Raw genomic sequence first — 19199 nt, 5'->3', positions numbered from 1 at the left:
GCGCCCTACTCCGCCGAGATCTTGCGATCGCGGATGACCTTGCCCCACATGGCGGATTCGCGCGCGATCTCGCTGACCATGGCTGACGCGGGCAGGAAGGCTGGGACGGCGCCCTGCACGGCTGCGGCCTGCGCTAGGTCAGGCGCGGCCATGACGGTGCGCGTCGCCTCGCTCAGGCGCTCCACGATGGCCGCCGGGGTGGCGGCCGGGGCGATCAGGAACAGCCGGGGCGCGGCGTCGAAGCCCGGCAGCGCATCGGCCAGCGGCGCGATATCGGCGCCGGCGATGGAGACCGGACTCATGATGGCCACGGCACGCAGGCTGCCCGCCTTGGCCTGGCTGATGGCCGCCGCCACACTGACCACGCCGATCGGCACCTGGCCGCTGATGACGTCGGGCACGATCTGGGCGGCGCCGCGATACGGGATGTGCATGACCTCGGTCTCGGTCTGCCCCTTGAGCATTTCGAACGCAAGGTGATGTACCGTGCCGACGCCCGAGGTCGCGAACGAATACTTGCCCGGCGCAGCCTTGAGCGCGCTCACGAATTCGGCCGGCGTCCTGGCCGGAAAGCGATTGCCGGTCACGATGACCAGCGGCAGCGTGAAGACGGACGCGATCGGAACGAAGCTCTTGACCGGGTCGAAGGTCAGGTGCGGCTGCAAGTACTGCGCGATGAGCAGCGAGCTGTCGCCCAGCATGATGGTGTAGCCATCGGGCGTGGCGCGCGCCGTGGCGTCGCCGGCAATGACGCCGGCAGCGCCGGCGCGGTTCTCGACAACCACCTGCTGGCCCAGCTGGGCGGACAGGCGCGGCGCCAGCAGACGCGCCATGGCGTCCAGGCCGCCGCCAGCGGAGTATCCCACCAGCAGACGGATGGGGCGCTCGGGATAGGTGGTGGCGCCGCCAGCCGTTTTGGCGGCCGAGGGGGTGCGCTGGGGCTGCGCCATGGCCGAGGTCGCAACCAGCGCGGCACAGCAGGCGGCCAATGCAAGCAAGCTACGGCGTGGCGCACGCGGGGTGGGTGTCATGAATGTCTCCTGTCTTTGTCTTGTTTCTTGTTATGGATGTTCTTGTATGCGCGCTTCAGCTCAGCCGTAGCCGGCAGTGCCCGCCCACGGTCTCTTGTCATGACATGACATGTCATGTCATGCGGGCGCCTTGCCGGCATGGGCCCGGCGACGCCATGGCGCCGCCTGCGGATCAGGCCTTGCCGACGCCACGTGATCCCGGGCGGCGCGCGAGTTCCTTGACGCGCTCGCGGTTCGGGTTGAAGCCCAGCCCGGGCGTGTCGGGCAAGGTCAGCATGCCGGCCGTGGGTTCGGGCAGGTCGTCAAACACCTGCTTGCAGCATTCCACCGCGACCGAGTGATATTCCACCAGCGACCCGTTAGCAAGCCCCGCATGCAGATGCATGTTGTGGTGGGGCCAGGCGCCGCCGTTGGCAAAGCGGGTGTTGAACGCGGCCGCCATGCCGGCAATGCGCAGGCACTGGGTGTAGCCGCCGCTGATGCACGCATTGGGCTGGACGACGTCCACGGCCTGCGCCACCAGCATGTCGCGAAAGCGGCTGGCCAGTCCTTCGTTCTGGCCGCCCGCCAGCGGGATCGACGTGGACTGCCGCAGCTTGACCAGGTTTGGAATGTCGTTCTGCGATACGGGCTCTTCAAAGAAGGTGATGTCGAACGGTTCCACGCGCTTGGCAAGGGCGTGTGCATGGAAGTAATCCAGGCTGCAGTTGGCATCGATATACAGCTGCACGTCGCGGCCGACGGCTTCGCGCACGGCGCGGATGCGGGCGACGTCTTCCGTGATCAACGTGTCGAGCGGCCGCGGTTCGTCACGGCGTTGCAGGCCATGATGGCCCACCGTCATCTTCAGCCGCTTGAAGCCGCGGTCCACCCAGCTGCGCGCGGCGGCGGCAAGTTCATCGCGATCGAAGAAGGCAAAGCCGAAGGTGGCATACACCGGGACCTCGGCACGGGCGCCGCCCATCAGGCGCCAGCAGGGCTGGCCCAGGGCCTTGCCCTTCAGGTCCCACAGCGCCAGATCGATGGCGGCGATGGCGTGGCTGGCATAGCCTGACTGCCCGCGCGGCGTCAGCAGCCAGTACAGGCGTTCCCATAGTTGCTCGTGCCGCAACGGATCGGCGCCGATCAGCGCATGCGCGGCGATGTCGTTGACGATGGCGCCGATCACTTCTTCTTCGGTGATGGCGGTCATGCCGGTGCCCACCAGGCCGGTGTCGGTCTCGATGTCGACGAGGCAGACGGAAAGCGAGGTGGTCTTGGTGCGGCCAGAAATCGTGACCGATACGGGCAGGTTCAACGGCGTGGCGTTGACGCGGGAAATCTTCATGCTGTCTCCAGGGGTGCCTCTGACGGGCAACGATGGGACGAGTGTAGGAAGGCGCGATCCCGGGGGGCAAGCACGTGGGAAGAATGCGGCTTTCGCCAACGGCGAAAGCGGTTTCGGGCCCGCGTCAGCGCCCTCGCGTCATTGCGCCATCAAGGTCGTGATGACGGTGCGCGCCGCAGGTGACGGCGGCGGCGCACTGCGCGTGATGAGCCGATGGGTGCGGATGGCCCAGGGGTCCGACAGAGGCACGGCGGTAATGGGCAGACAGGCCAGTTGCGGGCTCACGGCTTCAAGAGGCAGCACGCCTACCCCCAACCCGGCCGCCACCATGCGGCAGACCGCGTCGAAGCCGCGCATTTGCATGCGGATGCGGACGGTGCGGCCGGCTTGCCGGGCCGCCAGCATGACGCGGTTCGACAGCGCCGTGCCATCGGTCAGGGCGATGAAATCCTGGTCCATGGCATCGATCAGGGCAATCCGTTCGCGGCTGGCCAGCGGATGCGCGGCCGGGACGACCAGCACCAGGGTGTCGGTGAACAGGTCTTGCAGCACCAGTCCTTGCGGCGGATTGCCGATGTCGACAATACCGAGGTCGGCCCGGCCATCGAGCACCGCCATGGGGATGTCGGGGCTGCTGCGTTCTTCGACATCGACCCGGATCAGGGGGTGGCTGCGCATGACGTGTTCGAGCTTGCCTGGCAGTGCCTCCAGAATGGCCGACGAGTTGGCCAGGATGCGGACGTAGCCCTGGAAGCCCTGGCTGTAGTCGCGCAGGTCGAGCGCCAGACGGTCGGCGTCGGCCAGCAGTTCACGGCTGCGCTGCACCAGCAGGTGGCCGCCCGGGGTCAGCTGCACCCCGCGCGACGATCGTTCGAACACCCGGAAGCCCAGGTGGTCTTCCAGCGCCGAAATGCGCACGCTGGCCGCGGCCACAGCCAGGTTCAGGCGGTCGCTGGCCGCGCTGATCGACCCCAGGTCGGCAGCCGCCGCAATCACACGTAACGTGGTCAGGTCGATCAGGTCGGTCATGGCGTCCCCGCAAAAGTGTTTTTTCTGACTGTAGCAGGGCCACGCGGGGCGCAACGGGCAATCGCTTTTGCGCAGAGGGCAACGCGGGCAACGCCATGACGGGGTGGGCATCCCACGTGCAGGTGGGTAGACTGGCGGCGCCTTCCTGTCAGCTGGATCCTTTCGTGCCGCATCCAACAAAAACACTCTCCTACCCGCTTTGGCGTCACGTGCTGCAGGTGTGCGCGGCGGTCGCCCTTGTCGTGGCCCCGGCGGTCTCTGCCCTTGCGGCGCCTTGCCCCCCGGCGCCCTTGACCAGAGCCGAGGTGACCGCGGCGGCGGCGCAGTCCGATGGGAAAGACCGGGGGCTGTTGTGGAAGCTGTCGCGCGGCGGCAGTACGTCGTGGCTGTACGGCACGGTGCATGCCGGCCGGCCCGCGTGGGCCACGCCGGGGCCGGTGGTGGCCCAGGCGCTCAAGACGAGCGGCGTCCTTGCCCTGGAACTGGACCCGCTGGCGCCCGACCTGCAGGCGCGCGTCGGCGCCTTGATGGCCGCGCCGCCCGGCTTGAGCCTGCCGCCGCCCCTGGTGGATCGACTGGCGCAGCAGGTGCGCGCCAGCTGCCTGCCGGCCGCGCTGATCCAGGCACTGCATCCGCTGGCGGTCACCACCATCGCCCAACTGACGGTCGCGCGGCGCGCCGGGCTGTATGCCGAGTTCGGCGTCGACACGATGCTGGCCGCGTGGGCGCGCGCGGCGGGCACGCCTGTCGTCTCGCTCGAAACCCCGGAACTGCAGGTGCGCGCCCTGTTCGGCCCGCCAGGCACCGTGAATGTGCCGGAAGTCGCCGCCATGCTCGACGGCCTGGAAGACGGCAAGGACACCGCCACGCTGGAACGCTTGATCGCTGCCTGGGAGCGCGGTGACGACGCCGACCTGGCCGACTACGCCCGCTGGTGCGACTGCCTGACCACGTCGGACGAACGCGCCATGATGCGGCGCGTGCTGGACGACCGCAATCCGGCGCTGGCCCGCCGCATTGTCGACCTGCATGGCCCGGGCCGCAGCGTGTTCGCCGCTGTGGGCGCCTTGCACATGACCGGCGACGTCAGCCTGCTGCGGCTGCTGGCCGAGCAGGGGTTTGCGGTGGAACGGGTGGCGCTGCAGCCGGTGCGGTGAATCGGCGCGTCCGCTCCTATACTGCTGGCGACGCTGCCTTTCACTGATCCCATGTCCCGACTCCGATCCATCCTGACCACCTGCCTTCTGGCGCTTGCGTCGATCACGACGTTTCTGTCGGCTGCCTGGGGCGCGATGGCGCTCTGGTATCAGTTGCCCTTTCCGCCCGCAGTCAAGGCGGCGCTGGTCGCAGCGTGGGTGCTGATCGCGATGACCGCCCTGGGGCTGGCCTGGCGCGAACGCAGCTGGCTCGGCTTTGCAGCCTACGCCGTGGCTTTCGTGCTGCTGTCGATCTGGTGGAACACCCTGGCGCCGTCCAACAACCGGGAATGGGCTGACGACGTGGCGTCCATGACCTCGGGCACCATCAACGGCAATCTGGTGACGCTGCAGAACGTGCGCAACTTCGACTGGCGCAGCGAAACCGACTACACCCCGCGCTGGGAACGCCGTGATTATGACCTGGACCGGCTGGTGTCGGCAGACATGATCCTGTCGTCGTGGGGCCTGCCCGGCATTGCACACACGCTGGTGTCATTCGGGTTCGACGATGGCCGCTATGTGACGTTTTCCGTCGAGATTCGCAAGGAAAAGACGGAAAGCTTTTCGGCCATTGGCGGCTTCTTCAAAGACTTCGAAATGAGCGTCGTGGCCGCGGATGAACGCGACATTGTCCGGGTGCGGACCAACATCCGGCAGGAAGACGACCACCTGTTCCGGGTGCAGGTGTCCCAACCAACACTGCGTTCGCTGTTCCTGGCGTATGTGGCCGAGGCCAACGCCCTGGTGCACACGCCCCGGTTCTATCACACGGTCACGGCCAACTGCACCACCATTGTCTATCACATGATGGCGCGCATCGTGGGCGGCCTGCCGATGGATTACCGGCTGCTGCTGTCCAGCAAGCTGGATGGCTATGTCTATGACGCAGGCGCACTGACGCAGGGGTATTCGCTCGAGACGCTACGCGAGCGGGGCCGCATTACCGAGCGCGCGCGCGCGGCCGATGCGGATCCGGATTTTTCGACTGCGATCCGCCGGGGCATTCCGGGCGCGGATCCGGCGGTGACACCGCCGCATTGATGCTGCGGCGGCCTTGCTCTACGCCGCGGCCCGGTAGTCGGCCGTCGCCACCGCATCGTGCGGGTGCAGGCTTTCCAGATGCCTGACCGACACCTGCGCGCTGATCACGTCGGGATCCGCACGGCAGGCGGCTTCGACGGCTCTTGCCGCGTCTTCCACATACATGAGGTGGCTGCCGTTGAGCCGCGCAAAGGCCTGCTCGTCGGCCCGTTTGACGGCCGTCTGCACCGGCGTGCCCAGGGCCGATTCCATGCGGTCCAGCCAGTGGCCGATGGCCAGCGGGGCCGTTCGCGTCCCATCGCCACGCAGCGTAACCGTCACGTCCGCCACGCTGCGCTGACTGTGCGGGGTGGCCAGCGTGGCGTGGGCGGACAGCCAGTCGGCGGCGGCGGCCAGGGTCAGCGGCGCGCCATCGAAGTGCTGCACGAAAGCCTCGCGAACCACCTGGCGCACCAGGGCGGCCGAGCATGGGCAGGTGGACGAGTAGACCACTTCGGTGCGCAGGCTGAGCGTGGTGACGCCGTCGCGGCGTTCGGCGATCAGGGTCAGGGGATAGTCCTGCCAGCCGCTCAGGCCTGGCGTGACCAGCGCGGGGCGGGCACGCAACAGCCGGGTCCGGACGATGACACGCGCGGCGGTCGACCCGCAATCGTGATGGCTGGCGACCATGTCGGCCAGCAAGGCGTGCAAGGCGGCGGGCGTCAGCGGGCCCGCCTGGCACGCGGTGGTGACCAGCCGGTGCAGACGCGACATGTGGATGCCTTTGACGCCAGGATCGGGCAAGTCCACCGCGGCATCGGCGTGGCCGATCAGCGCTGCGGGGAATGCCGGATCGTCAAGGCGAACCGGCACGGCGATGCCTTCCATGCCGACCCAGGCCAGCGGGGTGTGACGCAGCGGGCGATCATTGCGGGCGACGTCGGGCAGCGGGTCAAAGAGCGCGTCGGGGACGGCGAAATCGGGCATGGACAGCTTCCTGGAATGGCCCGCGACATCACGCGTCAGCTCACGCAGCGGATCAAGGCGTCGGCGGGCGGTTAATGCAATAGAGTTGCATTATACCCGTCAGACGAGGGCCGGTTCCATTCCCATCAGGCGCGAAAAGTCCACCACCCCCAACGGCCGGGCCAGCAGGAAGCCCTGGGCCTGATCGCACTTCATTTCTGCCAGCATGGCCAGCTGGCTGGCCGTTTCGACCCCCTCGGCCACGACTTCCATGTCCAGCGCATGCGCCAGGCCAATGATGGCCGACACGATCGACCGGCTCTTGGAACCCTTCACATCCAGTTCATTGACGAACAGGCGGTCCACCTTCAGTTGGCGGACGGCGAACTGCTGCAGGTAGCTCAGGCTCGAATAGCCGGTGCCGAAATCGTCGATCGCCATTTCGAAACCGGCTTGCTGCAGCCGCTGGACCGCCTTCATGGTTTCTTCGGCGTTCTGCATCGCCACCGACTCGGTGATCTCGAACATGAGCCGGGACGGCGCCACGCCATATTCCTTCGTCAGCTCGATCACCTCGCGAATCAACGATGACGAACGCAGCTGGATCGGCGACAGGTTGATCGCGATCTTGACCGGCGCCAGCCCGGCGTCGTCCCACATGCGGATCTGCTGGCACACCGCCTTGATCACCCATTGCCCGATGCGGGTGATGTTGCCGGAACGCTCCGCAATCGGAATGAACTCGCTGGGCTCGATCGGGCCGAGTTCGGAATGCGTCCAGCGCAACAGCGCTTCGGCGCCCAGCAACTTGCCGCTCGTGCAGTCGAATTTGGGCTGGTAATGGATATGGAGCTGATTGGCGGCCACCGCGCCGCGCAGGCTGCGTTGCAGATTCATGGCGCGCTGGGTGCTGGTGTTCATGGCCGCTTCAAAAAAGCGGTAGCCATTGCGGCCCGCGTTCTTGACCTCGTACATGGCGGCGTCGGCGTTCTTGAGCAGCGCTTCGCTGGTCTGCCCGTCTTCCGGAAACACGCTGATGCCAATGCTGGGCGACACGGTCATGTGGGTGTCGACCAGGTCGAATTCTTCCTGGAAACAGTCCAGCAGCTTTTCGGCCAGGTCGCCGGCGATGGCTGCCGTGGACAGGTTTTCCACCACCACCACGAATTCGTCGCCCCCGAAGCGCGCGACCACGTCTTCGCGGCGCAGCTTGAGCCGCAGGCGGCAGGCCAGTTCGCGCAGCACCGCGTCGCCCACATTGTGGCCAAGCGAATCGTTGATGGCCTTGAAGCCGTCGATGTCGATGAAGTAGACCGCGAACCGTTTGTCGTTGCTGCGGGCGAACAGAATGGCCTGCTCGAGCCGTTCCGCCAGAAAGCCGCGATTGGGCAGGCCGGTCAGCTCGTCGTGCGTGGCCTGGTACAGCAGCATTTCGTTGGCGCTGCGCAGGGTGTCGTTAAAGCGCAGCGTGCGGTCCTGCAGGCGGGAATCGAGCACGGACAGCACCAGCGCCACGCCCAGCACGCCCAGGGTGCCGGCAAGAATGGTGGCGGCCAGCCAGTGGATGTCGATCTGGCCGGCAGCCAGGCAGACGACACCGATCGGGAACTCTGCCGCCCACATGCCGGTGTAATGCATGCTGCAGATGGCGGCGCCCATGACCATGGCGGCGGCCAGCCGCTGGCGGAAACGGCGCTGGCGGTCGGCCGAGCGCAGGGCGAAGGCCAGGCGCAGCGCCATGAACGACGCCGCCACGGCGATGGCGACCGACAGCAGGACGCGCGGCAGGCTGTAATCGATGCCCGGGGACATCTGCAGGGCGGCCATCCCCATATAGTGCATGCCTGATATGCCCAGCCCGACCACCACAGCGCCGACCAGCAGCCGCGGGCGGGTCAGCGTGCGCTGGGTGACCTGGTGCAGGGCCAGGTACGCCACGCCGATCACCAGCGCAAGGGAATACAGCGTGGTGGCCAGGTCGTAACCCAGCGGGATGGGCAGCGAAAACGCCAGCATGCCGATGAAGTGCATGGACCAGATGCCCAGGCCCAGCGCCACGGCGCCTCCTGAAAGCCAGAATGTCCGGTTGGATGCGCGGGGAAGGCTAGCAATGCGACCGGTCAGGTCGAGGGAGGTAAAAGCTGCCACGGTCGCTATCAGAAACGACAACAGCACGAGCGGATAGCTATAGGTAGACTCGAGCATCGTTGTCGTCGAGGAGCGTTTCCGCGGGTGCCGCGCCGGTTCGGCGGCTGGCAGCACTATAGCGGCAATCGGCGCTGCTGCGCGCTTTGGCGTTGTTTTCTGGCGCGATACGGAAGAGTCGGGAACGCCGCTTGCTGTTGAGTCTGTGCGGACTCTCCCGCGATAAAGGAAAAGCCATGAACAAAGACCAAGTCAAGGGTACGGCCAAGGATATCGGCGGCAAGGTGCAGGAAGCTGTCGGCAAAGCCACCAACAGCCCGAGCACGCAGGCCAAGGGCCTGGCCAACCAGGCCGAAGGCAAGGTTCAGAAGAATGTCGGCGACGTGAAAGAAGTCGTCAAAGACAGCAAGATCTAAGGCAGTACCGCTTGCCCACGGTTTGTGATCGCCGTTCGACGGCGATGCGCAACCGGCAGGGAGCAAGCCCAAGTCCGGCGCGGCGGCGATCAAGCCCGCGCGATGACCCCGATCGATCTGACGGGATGGCATGCGGCGCCGGACGCATCACTTCGTGGACCTTTGGGTCCACGCCTCATTCCCGCTGGCCCCTCAAGGCCGGCGTGTAAAGCAACAGCCTGTCGGCCTGCCGCTACCGGGATCGCATTACCGCGCGACCCCGCGGCGCCGTGCGTCTGTCGTGTCCGTACCCTTTCGCAAAGGCCCCTCGTGCTGCGCTCCGTTCCATCCGCTGTGTTGCCTGCCCCTCTGCCCCTGCTAGCCAGGACCGGAGCGACGACGGGCGCGTCTGGCGTGGACATCAAGGACGTGCTGCAAGCCTTGGCGCCAGCCGGCGGCGGAGTGACGGGTGGAAGCACACCGGCCATCGACCCGGACGACCTGTTGCGGGATCTGGTGTCGGCGGGCCTGGGGGCGATCGCGTTGCCCGGCGTGGGCAATACGCTGGCACGGTGGCGCCTGTTCGCCGCCGTTGCCGAGCGGGACCTGGCCGCCATCAAATTGGTGGAAGGCCATGCCGATGCCCTGGCGATTCTCGCCGAGTTGGATGGTCCCGATCCTGCGCCGGGCAGTCTGTGGGCGACGTGGTCGGCCGAGCCGCCGACAGCGCGCGTTCAAGCGCGCCCCGGCCCCGATGGCGGCGCGGTGTTGACCGGCACCAAGGCCTGGTGCTCGGGCGCGGCTGCCGTGACGCATGCGGTGGTCAGCGCCTGGAATGCCGACGGCAAGCCCGTGCTGGTTGCCGTGGCGATGAATCAACCCGGCGTGACAGTGACCGACCGGGGCTGGCATGCCGTCGGCATGGAAGCCACCTATAGCGTCGAGGTCGATTTTGCGCAGGCCGACGCGCATTGGGTCGGCAGGCCCGGACAGTATGTGGGCCGCCCGGGATTCTGGCACGGCGGCGCCGGCATTGCCGCCTGCTGGTACGGTGGCGCCTGCGCCATTGCCAATGCCGTGCGACATGCCTGCGCGGCAGCGGCCCATCGGCCGGACAACGCAGCGCCATCGGGCGCGTCCGCCGCCTTGTCCTTTCGCCTTGCCCATCTGGGGGCGATCGAAGTTGCGTTGGGCCAGACCGCGTCGCTGCTGCGCGAAGCCGCCGCCTGGATCGACGCGCATCCGAAGCAGGACGCGATGGCCATTGCCCTGCGTGTCCGTGCCAGCGCCGAAGCCACCGCCACCCTGGTGCTCGATCATGCCGGCCGCGCGCTGGGCGCAACGCCCTATTGCCGGGACCCGCGCTATGCCCGCATGGCAGCCGACCTGCCCGTCTTCATCCGCCAGAGTCATGCGGAGCAGGATCTGGCGGCCCTTGCCCGGACACAGCTCGACGCGCCGGAGAACTCATGGGGCTTGTAGGCAACCGCGAGATTCGCGCCGAGGGCACTCCCGAAGCCGTCTGGGATGCATGGCCCGGCCTGCATGCCCTGACCGCGGTGGACGCTACCACGCTGCTGCCGCATGGCTGCCGCGCGGTGGTCATTGCTCCCCATCCCGACGATGAAGTGCTGGCCTGCGGCGGGCTGATGCGGCAGTGGACCGATGCCGGCCGGGACGTCGTGGTGGTCGCCGTGACGGATGGGGGCGGTAGCCACACCAACTCACGTCGCTGGACCCCGACCACGCTCGAAGCTGCGCGTCGCGCCGAACGCCAGGCAGCGATGCAGGAGATGGGCCTTGCCAGCGTGCCGGTGCTCGGCCTGCAGCTGCCCGACGGCGGCGTGACCGGAACCGAGGCGGCATTGCATCGCGCGCTGACTGCCGTCTTGCGTCCCGGCGACGTGGTCTTCGCCACCTGGCGCCTGGACGGTCATCCGGACCATGAAGCGACGGGGCGAGCGGCGGCTGACTGCTGCGCCAGGGCAGGCCTGCCGCTGATCGAGCTGCCGGTATGGATGTGGCATTGGGCCGAGCCCGGCGACCCGCGCGTGCCCTGGCACCGGCTGGCCCGGGTACGCCTGGACCCGGCCCAGCGCGAGGCCAAGCGTCGCGCGATCGCCGCCCACCGCACGCAGGTGGAAGCCGACCCTACCCTGCCCGGCCACGCCGTCCTGCCGCCGTGGGCGCTGGCCCGCCTGACGCGTGACCATGAATTCGTCTTTGTCTGACCGGAGCGCCATGCCTCTTTCGCCGCCGTACTTCGACAGTCTGTTCGCCACCTCGGATGACCCCTGGGGATTCCGCACGCGTTGGTACGAACAGCGCAAGCGCGCCATCACCCTTGCCTGCCTGCCTGCAAGCTTTTACGACAGCATCTTCGAGCCCGGTTGCGCCAACGGCGAATTGGCGGCCGACCTGGCCCCGCGCTGCCACCGGCTGCTTGCCTGCGACGCCAGTGCGCCGGCCGTGCGGCTGGCAAGACAACGGCTGACAGACGTGCCCCATGCCCGTGTCGAGACGATGCGTGTGCCGGCTGAGTGGCCCGATGAGACATTCGATCTGATCGTGATCAGTGAACTGGCCTACTACCTGCCCCCCGCCGAGCTGGCGACCCTGGCGCGGGCCTGCCTTGGCTCGCTGACCGCCACCGGGACCTTGCTGGCCTGCCACTGGCGCCCCCTGATCGATGGCTGCGCCTATGGCGGCGATGCGGTGCACGAGACCCTGGCCGCCGAGACCGGCCTGGCGGGTGTCGTGCATCACCAGGAAGACGATTTCGTGCTGGATGTCTGGACCCGCCAGGGCCAGTCCGTTGGCCGTGCAGAGGGACTGACATGATAGGCGTGGTGATTCCGGCCCATAACGAGGGCGAGAACCTGGCAGCCTGCCTGGCTGCGGTGGCCTGCGCAGCTGCGCATCCGGACCTGCGCGGCGAAGCGGTGTACGTCGTGGTCGTGCTCGATAGCTGCACCGACGATTCCGAAGACGTTGCGCGCGCCCACGGCGTCGGCATCTTGCGTGTGCACGCCCGGAACGTGGGTCTGGCCCGCGCCACCGGCGCATCGCAGCTGATCGCGGGCGGCGCACGCTGGCTGGCCTTTACCGATGCCGACACCGTCGTCGCGCGCGATTGGCTGGCCGCGCAGGTCGGACTGGGCGCGGATGCCGTATGCGGTGTGGTGAGCGTGGACGACTGGTCGGCCCACACCCCCGCCGTGCGCGAACGGTATGAAGGCCTGTATCAGGACCGCGACGACCACCGGCATGTTCATGGCGCGAACTTTGGCGTCTCGACGCAGGCTTATGTGCGCGCGGGCGGCTTCAGCGCCCTCGCCGTCAGCGAAGACGTCGCGATGGTCGAAGCCCTTGTTTCGAGCGGCGCACGCATTGCGTGGAGCGCGCTGCCGCGCGTGGCCACCAGCGCGCGCACCGATCCGCGCGCGGCCGGCGGCTTTGGCGACTACCTGCGGTCGCTCGCGTCGCCTGTCTGGAAGCCGGAGGCCGTGGGCTAGGACTTTGGCTCGAACGCCGGAAGGGGGAACAGGAAGCCGCGGGAAAACGCGCCGCTTCCTGTTGGCCGTACGCAAATGCTTACGACATTCGCCCATTCGATGAGCTTTGTTACGTAGAATCCCCAACCTGACTCTACCTTCCGATGCAGCACCAAGGACCCCCATGCCCATGCAAGACGCTTCCGCCAAGATTCTCGAAGTCCATTACAACGACCTTCTCGATAACTGGGTGGCCAGTCTGCTGCAATCGGCGCGGCAAAAGCGCCAGGCCGAACCGCAATTGCGCGATCAGTGCCGGCAATTCCTGGGCGCGTTGATCGCTGCCCTGGGCCGCAGCGCGACCGCGGATATTTCAGGCCGCGACTGGGACGAAGTGCGAGGCCTGCTGACCGAAATCTCGAACACGCGCGCACGCACCGGCTTCAGCCCGTCTGAAACCGCCATGTTCATCTTTGCCCTGAAGAATCCGGTATTTGCCGTATTGAGCCAGGCGCTGAGCGCCACGCCCGAGGCGCTGGCCGAACAGAACCGCGCCGTCGACACCGTGCTGGATCAGCTCGGCCTGTATACGACCGAGGTCTTTCAGAAAAGCCGCGAAGAGGTGATCGTGCGCCAGCAACAGGAACTGATGGAACTGTCGACCCCGGTGGTCCAGCTGTGGGACAACATCCTTGCGCTGCCGCTGATCGGCACGCTCGATAGCGGCCGCACGCAAGTCGTGATGGAAAGCCTGCTCGAAAAGATCGTCGAAACCGGCGCCTCGATCGCCATCATCGACATTACCGGCGTGCCGACCGTCGACACCCTGGTCGCGCAGCACTTGCTCAAGACCGTGGCTGCTGCCCGCCTGATGGGCGCCGATTGCATCATCAGCGGCATTCGTCCGCAGATTGCGCAGACCATCGTGCACCTGGGCGTGGACCTGACCGACGTGACGACCAAGGCGACGCTGGCCGACGCCTTCGTGATCGCCCTGAAGCGCACCGGCGCGACCAACATGCCTACCGCCGCGGCGCGCTGATCCATGGAACGCATCCCCATTCTGAAAATGGGCAAGTTCCTGCTCGTGACCATCCAGGTGGACATGCACGACAGGCTTGCCATGACCCTGCAGGACGACCTGACGAACCGTATCGTGCGCGACCGCGCGTCCGGCGTGCTGATCGACATTTCGGCGCTGGACGTGGTGGACTCCTTCATTGGACGCATGATCAGCAACACGGCGGCCATGGCCCGCGTGCTGGATGCCGACACCGTGCTGGTCGGCATGCGGCCGGCGGTGGCGATCACGCTGGTGGAACTGGGCCTGACGCTCGATGGCGTCAAGACCGCCCTGAATGTGGAACGAGGCATGGCGCTGCTTACGCGCGACTTTGATCGCCTGATCGGATGATGAACGACACCGAGGTGCTTGCCGTGCTGCCATTGCAGACGGACGAGGACGTGGTCCGCATGCGCAAGTACGTGCGCGAGCGTGTCGTCGCGCTCGGGTTCGGATTGGCCGACCAGACCAAGGTCGTGACGGCCGCCAGCGAACTGGCGCGCAATACGCTGAAATACGGCGGCGGGGGCGAAGCCCACGTGTCCTTGCCCGAACAACCCGGACGCCGCGGCATCCAGCTGTCGTTCATCGACCAGGGCCCCGGCATTCCGGATCTGGACCTGGCGTTGAAGGACGGCTTCACCAGCGGTGGCGGGCTGGGCATGGGACTGGGCGGATCCAAACGCCTGTGCGATGAATTTTCGATCGAATCAGAAGTGGGCCGGGGCACGCGTGTCTCGGTCATCAAGTGGAAACGCATGTAATGTCGAACCCGTAATGCGACAGGTCGCCCTTCCGATCGATGAGGTGAGCCAGGTGGCCGATGCGCGCCGCCAGGCTACCGAAATAGCACGCAGTCTTGGCCTGAACGAAACCGACCGGGGTCGTGTGGCGATCGTGGTGACCGAGGCGGCCACCAACATCCTCAAGCATGCCGGCAGCGGCATGTTGCTGATCCGCCCGCTGCCCCATCCCGAGTCCGAAGACGCTGGCGACGGCATTGAAGTGATCGCGGTGGACAACGGCCCGGGCCTGCCCGACGCGGCGCTGAGCTTTGCGGACGGGCATTCCACAGCCGGCACCGCCGGCACCGGACTGGGCGCGCTCGCGCGGCTGTCGGACCAGTTCGACTGGTACAGCGACAGTGCCTGCGGGTCGACCTTCTGGATGACGCTGTGGCCCGGCCGGGCCGTGCCGGACCAGTTGCTGCAGATTGGCGCGGTCTGCCTGCCCCTGCCCGGCGAAACGTTGTCGGGCGATGACTGGCGCGTCGAGCAGGCGGGCGGGCGCTGCGCGATCATGGTCGCCGACGGCCTGGGCCACGGCCTCGAGGCCTATCGCGCGTCGATGGCGGCCACCGACGTGCTGCCGAACCGCGAGAACTGGCCCGCCGCCGACCTGATCCACGAAGCGCACGGCGCCCTGCGCGCAACACGCGGCGCCGCGGTGTCGATCCTGTCGCTGAACCTGTCGACCGGGCAGGCGCAATTTGCTGGCGTCGGCAACGTGGCCGCGTTCATCGGCGGCCAGGGCGCGCGCAAGCAATTGGTCACCCATAATGGCATCGTCGGGCACAACATGCGCAAGGTCGGCTCCCTGGACGTAGACTGGCCGCATGACAGCTGGCTGCTGATGCACAGCGACGGCCTGTCGACGCAATGGAACCTCAACGACTTCCCGGGACTCGATGCCCGTCATCCGGCAGTCATTGCCGCGACGGTGTGCAAGGCCCATTGGCGCAAGCGCGACGACGTCACCGTCCTCGTCGCGCGGCGCAACTGACTACGGATCGTGGTGCGACGGACATGAGTCATCGGATACTGACCCTGAGCATTTCCCTGGAACAGGACGTGGTCCTGGCCCGTCAGCGAACCCGGCAGATCGCCGAGTTGCTGAACTTTGGCGTGCAGGACCAGACGCGGCTGGCGACGGCCATTTCTGAAGTCGCCCGCAACGCCTTCACGTATGCCGGCGGCGGCCGCGTGGATTATCTGCTCGAGGGCGAAACGCCGCCCCAGGTGCTGATCGTCAAGATCTCCGACAACGGTCCAGGCATCGGCCAGCTGCAGCAGGTACTGAACGGCCGCTATGTGTCGACCACCGGCATGGGCGTGGGGCTGACCGGCGCCATGCGCCTGATGGACCAGAGTTCGGTCGATACCGGCGAACGCGGCACCGTCATCACCCTGAAGAAACTGTTGCCGCCGGGCGTGCCTGCCCTGTCGGGCCCGCAAGTGGGCGAGCTGGGCGCCCAGCTAGCCAAGGGCCCGGTTGCCACCAGCTTCGACGAAGTGCAGCGCCACAACCAGGAACTGCTGCAGGCCCTGGAAGAGGTGCGGGCGCGGCAGGAGCAGCTGATCCAGCTGACCGCCGAGCTCGAGGATACGAACCGCGGCGTTGTCGCGCTGTATGCCGAGCTCGACGAAAAGGCCGAAGACCTGCGCCGCGCCGACCACATGAAGTCGCGCTTCCTGTCCAACATGAGCCACGAATTTCGCACGCCGCTCAGCTCGATACGGGCTTTGTCGCGCCTGCTGCTGGCCCGGGTGGACGGCGATCTGCATCCCGAGCAGGAAAAGCAGGTAAGCCTGATCCTGCGCGGGGCGGAGGACCTGTCGGAACTGGTGAACGACCTGCTCGACCTGGCCAAGATCGAAGCAGGCAAGACCGACGTGCGCGCCGCGCCGGTGGACGTAACCAATGTGTTCAGCGCCTTGCGCGGCATGATGCGTCCCCTGCTTTCGAGCAAGGTCGATCTGCTGTTCGTGCACGACGAGGCTCTGCCCGTCATGTTCAGCGACGAAGGCAAGATCGCGCAGATCCTGCGCAACCTGATTTCGAACGCGCTCAAATTTACCGAGCGGGGCGAGGTCGAGGTATCGGCCCAGGTGACGCCTGACGGTCGCGCGATGGAATTTCGCGTGCGCGACACCGGCCTGGGCATCGCCACCGAACACCTGCCGTTGATCTTCGAGGAATTCACGCAGATCGAAAACCGCCTGCAACGCGGCGTGAAGGGGACGGGCCTGGGCCTGCCCCTGTGCCGCAAGCTGGCCGAGCTGATGGGCGGCGACCTGAAGGCCGAGAGCACGCCGGGCGTCGGCTCCGTGTTCATTGCGACGCTGCCGCTGCGCTACGCCGAAGAAGATCCGCTGCACGAAACATCGTCGACCGACCGCGCGCTGGCGCTCGACCCCGACCGGCCTACCGTGCTGATCGTGGAAGACGATCCCGCCACCCGGCTGCTGTATGAAGACTACGTGCGCGGCACCCGCTATCAGCCCGTGTCGGTCGCCACCGTGCAGGACGCGCGCAAGATGCTGGCCATGATTCCGGTGGCAGCCGTGCTGCTGGAAATCGTGCCGCCCGAAGAAGAAGCCTGGCGCCTGCTGACCGAGATCAAGCATGGTGACACCGACCCGCTGTTGATCATTGCCACTGACAATCTGGACAAGGGCAAGGGGATCGCGCTTGGCGCCGATGCCTATCTGTCCAAGCCCGCGGAGCGGCATGACGTGCTGGCCTTGCTGGCGCGGCTGGACAGCCCGGATCCGTCGTCGCCCTCGTCCGCTTCCGGAGATTCCGTGGCATGACTACGCCGCCCCGCAATGATCTGATTCTGAACGTCGACGACAACGAAGGTGGCCGTTACGCCAAGTCGCGTCTGCTGAAACTGGCAGGCTATCGCGTCATTGAAGCGGCCACTGGCCAGGAAGCGCTGGACGCCGCCGCCCGCGAACAGCCGAGCCTGATGTTGCTCGACGTGATGCTGCCCGACATCAATGGCATGGAAGTGTGCCGGCGGATCAAGGAAGACCCGGTCACCGGATCCATTATCGTGCTGCAGACGTCGGCCTCGGCCGTGCAGAGCCGCGACCGCGTGAAAGCCTTTGATGGCGGCGCCGACAGCTACCTGATCGAGCCCATCGAACCCGAAGAACTGATCGCCAACGTCCGCGCGCTGCTGCGCATGAAGGCGGCCGAAGATGCGCACCGCACTGCCGAAGCCGCGCTGCGCGAAAGCGAAGAACGGTTCCGCCAGATGGCCGAAGCGATCGGCGACGTGTTCTGGGTGTACGAGCCGACGCTGGGCGAACATGTGTACGTGAGCAAGGCCATCGGCAGCGTCTGGGGCGTGGACGACGCAGCGGTGCTGGCCAATCCCGACCTGTGGTGGTCCCCCGTGCATGCCGACGATCGCGAACGGGTGCGAACCGCCCTGGACGTGGCGCGCACCACCGGCAGCTATGACGAGGAATACCGGCTGCAGCATGCCGATGGCCGGATTGCCTGGATCCATGACCGCGGCTTTCCGATACGCGGCGCCGATGGCGCCATCACCCGTCTGACGGGCGTTGCTCACGACATCACCGACCGCAGGGCCGCCGCGCAGGCGCTGGTCGACGCGGACCGCCGCAAGGACGAGTTCCTGGCGATGCTGGCGCATGAACTGCGCAATCCGCTGGCCCCGATCCGCAATGCCGTCGAACTGATGCGCCTGATCGAACCCAGCGCCACCGGCGTGCAGATGAAGGCGCGCGAGATCATTTCACGGCAGGTCGATCACCTGAGCCGCCTGGTCGACGAACTGCTCGACGTCTCCCGCATCACGCACGGCAAGATTTCTCTGGTGCGCGAGCCGGTGGCGTTGTCGACCGTCGTGCGCGCGGCATCCGAAGCGGTGCGGCCGCTGATGGACCAGCGCAAACACGCGTTCACCGCCGTCATGCCGATGCACGAACTGTGGCTGTCGGCCGACCCGGTGCGGCTGGCACAGGTGCTGGGCAACCTGTTGAACAACGCCGCCAAGTACACGCCCATGGGCGGCGAAATCACGCTGACCGCCGAACAGCATGGCGACCGCATGCACCTGAGCGTGCGGGACAACGGCATTGGCATTGCGGCCGACACCCTGCCCCACGTGTTCGACCTGTTCATGCAGGCCGATCCGTCGCTGGACCGTTCGCAAGGCGGACTGGGCCTGGGGCTGTCGCTGGCCCAGACGCTGGCGCACATGCACGACGGCCAGATCACGGCCAAAAGCGGTGGCGCGGGCAACGGGTCCGTGTTCACGCTGGACCTGCCCCTGGGCGCGCCCGGCCCCCGCGCGTCGACCGATCCCGCGGCCATTGCCGGGCACCCTACGTCACGACGCATCCTGATCGTGGAAGACAACGCCGATGCCGCCGAAGGCATGGCGCTGCTGCTGGGCGAGCGCGGGCATATCGTGACCGTGGCGCTGGACGGCGTCAGTGGCCTGGAAACCGCGCGGCGCCTGCAACCCGAGGTCATCATCCTGGATATCGGCCTGCCGCTAATGGACGGCTATCAGCTGGCGCGGGAACTGCGTGCGTCACCCGCCACATCGCGTGCCGTGCTGGTGGCGCTGTCGGGGTATGGCCAGGCAGCCGACAAATTGAAGTCGCGGTCGGCCGGCATCGACTTCCACCTGGTCAAGCCGACCGACCTGGCCAGCCTGGAAGCGGTCATCGACCATCTGCCGGAGCAGCCGGTCTGAACCGATGAACGT

Annotated in this window: 18 protein-coding genes; 13 read left to right on the top strand and 5 right to left on the bottom strand. The window is 66.9% G+C overall.

Features of this window, described 5'->3' with window-relative positions:
- Positions 1–5: 5 nt before the first annotated feature.
- The 3 genes from IE116_RS23385 to IE116_RS23375 form a co-directional block, all read right to left on the bottom strand.
- Positions 6–1031 carry a Bug family tripartite tricarboxylate transporter substrate binding protein gene (locus tag IE116_RS23385; protein WP_229828850.1) on the bottom strand — a complete coding sequence of 342 codons (1026 nt, stop codon included), beginning with the start codon at positions 1029–1031 and terminating at the stop codon, positions 6–8.
- A gap of 172 nt (positions 1032–1203) precedes the next feature.
- Positions 1204–2358 carry a mandelate racemase/muconate lactonizing enzyme family protein gene (locus IE116_RS23380; RefSeq protein ID WP_189616041.1) on the bottom strand — a complete coding sequence of 385 codons (1155 nt, stop codon included), beginning with the start codon at positions 2356–2358 and terminating at the stop codon, positions 1204–1206.
- Positions 2359–2496: 138 nt separating this feature from the next.
- Positions 2497–3387 carry a LysR family transcriptional regulator gene (locus IE116_RS23375; RefSeq protein ID WP_189616039.1) on the bottom strand — a complete coding sequence of 297 codons (891 nt, stop codon included), beginning with the start codon at positions 3385–3387 and terminating at the stop codon, positions 2497–2499.
- Between the two features lie 290 nt (positions 3388–3677).
- Here IE116_RS23375 and IE116_RS23370 point away from each other — a divergent pair, with 290 nt between their 5' ends.
- Entirely contained in the window at positions 3678–4544 is an 867-nt protein-coding gene (locus IE116_RS23370; protein ID WP_189616037.1) for a TraB/GumN family protein, read from the top strand.
- Positions 4545–4595: 51 nt separating this feature from the next.
- Positions 4596–5627 carry an Lnb N-terminal periplasmic domain-containing protein gene (locus IE116_RS23365; RefSeq protein ID WP_189616035.1) on the top strand — a complete coding sequence of 344 codons (1032 nt, stop codon included), beginning with the start codon at positions 4596–4598 and terminating at the stop codon, positions 5625–5627.
- 18 nt (positions 5628–5645) lie between these two features.
- On the opposite strand, the gene folE2 is transcribed toward IE116_RS23365, so the two are convergent.
- Together folE2 and IE116_RS23355 are read right to left on the bottom strand one after the other, a co-directional pair.
- Positions 5646–6593: a GTP cyclohydrolase FolE2 gene (folE2, locus tag IE116_RS23360; RefSeq protein ID WP_189616033.1), complete on the bottom strand. Its 948-nt coding sequence runs from the start codon at positions 6591–6593 to the stop codon at positions 5646–5648.
- 99 nt (positions 6594–6692) lie between these two features.
- Positions 6693–8777: a putative bifunctional diguanylate cyclase/phosphodiesterase gene (locus IE116_RS23355; protein ID WP_189616032.1), complete on the bottom strand. Its 2085-nt coding sequence runs from the start codon at positions 8775–8777 to the stop codon at positions 6693–6695.
- Positions 8778–8953: 176 nt separating this feature from the next.
- Here IE116_RS23355 and IE116_RS23350 point away from each other — a divergent pair, with 176 nt between their 5' ends.
- The 11 genes from IE116_RS23350 (at position 8954) to IE116_RS23300 (ending at position 19187) form a co-directional block, all read left to right on the top strand.
- Positions 8954–9133, top strand: coding sequence for a CsbD family protein (locus IE116_RS23350; RefSeq protein ID WP_189616030.1), 180 nt, complete (start codon positions 8954–8956; stop codon positions 9131–9133).
- Positions 9134–9526: 393 nt separating this feature from the next.
- The gene (locus IE116_RS23345) at positions 9527–10594 is read left to right on the top strand and encodes an acyl-CoA dehydrogenase family protein (RefSeq protein ID WP_189616028.1); all 1068 of its coding nucleotides are present in this window, start codon (positions 9527–9529) and stop codon (positions 10592–10594) included.
- Positions 10582–11343: a PIG-L deacetylase family protein gene (locus IE116_RS23340; protein WP_189616026.1), complete on the top strand. Its 762-nt coding sequence runs from the start codon at positions 10582–10584 to the stop codon at positions 11341–11343. The genes IE116_RS23345 and IE116_RS23340 overlap by 13 nt, the downstream gene beginning before the upstream one ends.
- A gap of 10 nt (positions 11344–11353) precedes the next feature.
- Complete coding sequence (locus IE116_RS23335) at positions 11354–11953, top strand: class I SAM-dependent methyltransferase (protein WP_189616024.1); 600 nt, start codon at positions 11354–11356, stop codon at positions 11951–11953.
- Positions 11950–12627, top strand: coding sequence for a glycosyltransferase family 2 protein (locus IE116_RS23330; RefSeq protein WP_189616023.1), 678 nt, complete (start codon positions 11950–11952; stop codon positions 12625–12627). Before IE116_RS23335 ends, IE116_RS23330 begins: the two co-directional genes overlap by 4 nt.
- A gap of 169 nt (positions 12628–12796) precedes the next feature.
- Positions 12797–13648 (top strand): STAS domain-containing protein, encoded by an 852-nt coding sequence (locus tag IE116_RS23325; RefSeq protein WP_373303094.1) that lies wholly within the window; start codon positions 12797–12799, stop codon positions 13646–13648.
- A gap of 3 nt (positions 13649–13651) precedes the next feature.
- Entirely contained in the window at positions 13652–14020 is a 369-nt protein-coding gene (locus IE116_RS23320; RefSeq protein WP_189616019.1) for an STAS domain-containing protein, read from the top strand.
- Complete coding sequence (locus tag IE116_RS23315; protein ID WP_373303093.1) at positions 14017–14433, top strand: anti-sigma regulatory factor; 417 nt, start codon at positions 14017–14019, stop codon at positions 14431–14433. The genes IE116_RS23320 and IE116_RS23315 overlap by 4 nt, the downstream gene beginning before the upstream one ends.
- A 13-nt stretch (positions 14434–14446) precedes the next feature.
- Complete coding sequence (locus IE116_RS23310; RefSeq protein ID WP_189616018.1) at positions 14447–15451, top strand: ATP-binding SpoIIE family protein phosphatase; 1005 nt, start codon at positions 14447–14449, stop codon at positions 15449–15451.
- 23 nt (positions 15452–15474) lie between these two features.
- Entirely contained in the window at positions 15475–17262 is a 1788-nt protein-coding gene (locus tag IE116_RS23305; protein WP_189616016.1) for an ATP-binding response regulator, read from the top strand.
- Positions 17259–19187: a hybrid sensor histidine kinase/response regulator gene (locus tag IE116_RS23300; RefSeq protein ID WP_189616015.1), complete on the top strand. Its 1929-nt coding sequence runs from the start codon at positions 17259–17261 to the stop codon at positions 19185–19187. The genes IE116_RS23305 and IE116_RS23300 overlap by 4 nt, the downstream gene beginning before the upstream one ends.
- The last annotated feature ends 12 nt before the right edge of the window (positions 19188–19199 follow it).

It is taken from the genome of Pigmentiphaga litoralis (assembly GCF_014651835.1).
Classification (GTDB): domain Bacteria; phylum Pseudomonadota; class Gammaproteobacteria; order Burkholderiales; family Burkholderiaceae_B; genus Pigmentiphaga; species Pigmentiphaga litoralis.
The sequence above is the reverse complement of the archived record's forward strand: the minus strand, read 5'-3'. Positions and strand labels throughout refer to the sequence as shown.

Coding starts and splice junctions, on each gene's coding strand:
- IE116_RS23300 (WP_189616015.1), top strand. CDS start 17,259: ATGACTACGCCGCCCCGCAATGATCTGATTCTGAACGTCGACGACAAC.
- IE116_RS23315 (WP_373303093.1), top strand. CDS start 14,017: ATGATGAACGACACCGAGGTGCTTGCCGTGCTGCCATTGCAGACGGAC.
- IE116_RS23355 (WP_189616032.1), bottom strand. CDS start 8,777: ATGCTCGAGTCTACCTATAGCTATCCGCTCGTGCTGTTGTCGTTTCTG.
- IE116_RS23340 (WP_189616026.1), top strand. CDS start 10,582: ATGGGGCTTGTAGGCAACCGCGAGATTCGCGCCGAGGGCACTCCCGAA.
- IE116_RS23335 (WP_189616024.1), top strand. CDS start 11,354: ATGCCTCTTTCGCCGCCGTACTTCGACAGTCTGTTCGCCACCTCGGAT.
- IE116_RS23320 (WP_189616019.1), top strand. CDS start 13,652: ATGGAACGCATCCCCATTCTGAAAATGGGCAAGTTCCTGCTCGTGACC.
- IE116_RS23385 (WP_229828850.1), bottom strand. CDS start 1,031: ATGACACCCACCCCGCGTGCGCCACGCCGTAGCTTGCTTGCATTGGCC.
- IE116_RS23325 (WP_373303094.1), top strand. CDS start 12,797: ATGCAAGACGCTTCCGCCAAGATTCTCGAAGTCCATTACAACGACCTT.
- IE116_RS23375 (WP_189616039.1), bottom strand. CDS start 3,387: ATGACCGACCTGATCGACCTGACCACGTTACGTGTGATTGCGGCGGCT.
- IE116_RS23305 (WP_189616016.1), top strand. CDS start 15,475: ATGAGTCATCGGATACTGACCCTGAGCATTTCCCTGGAACAGGACGTG.
- IE116_RS23380 (WP_189616041.1), bottom strand. CDS start 2,358: ATGAAGATTTCCCGCGTCAACGCCACGCCGTTGAACCTGCCCGTATCG.
- IE116_RS23330 (WP_189616023.1), top strand. CDS start 11,950: ATGATAGGCGTGGTGATTCCGGCCCATAACGAGGGCGAGAACCTGGCA.
- folE2 (WP_189616033.1), bottom strand. CDS start 6,593: ATGCCCGATTTCGCCGTCCCCGACGCGCTCTTTGACCCGCTGCCCGAC.
- IE116_RS23310 (WP_189616018.1), top strand. CDS start 14,447: ATGCGACAGGTCGCCCTTCCGATCGATGAGGTGAGCCAGGTGGCCGAT.
- IE116_RS23350 (WP_189616030.1), top strand. CDS start 8,954: ATGAACAAAGACCAAGTCAAGGGTACGGCCAAGGATATCGGCGGCAAG.
- IE116_RS23365 (WP_189616035.1), top strand. CDS start 4,596: ATGTCCCGACTCCGATCCATCCTGACCACCTGCCTTCTGGCGCTTGCG.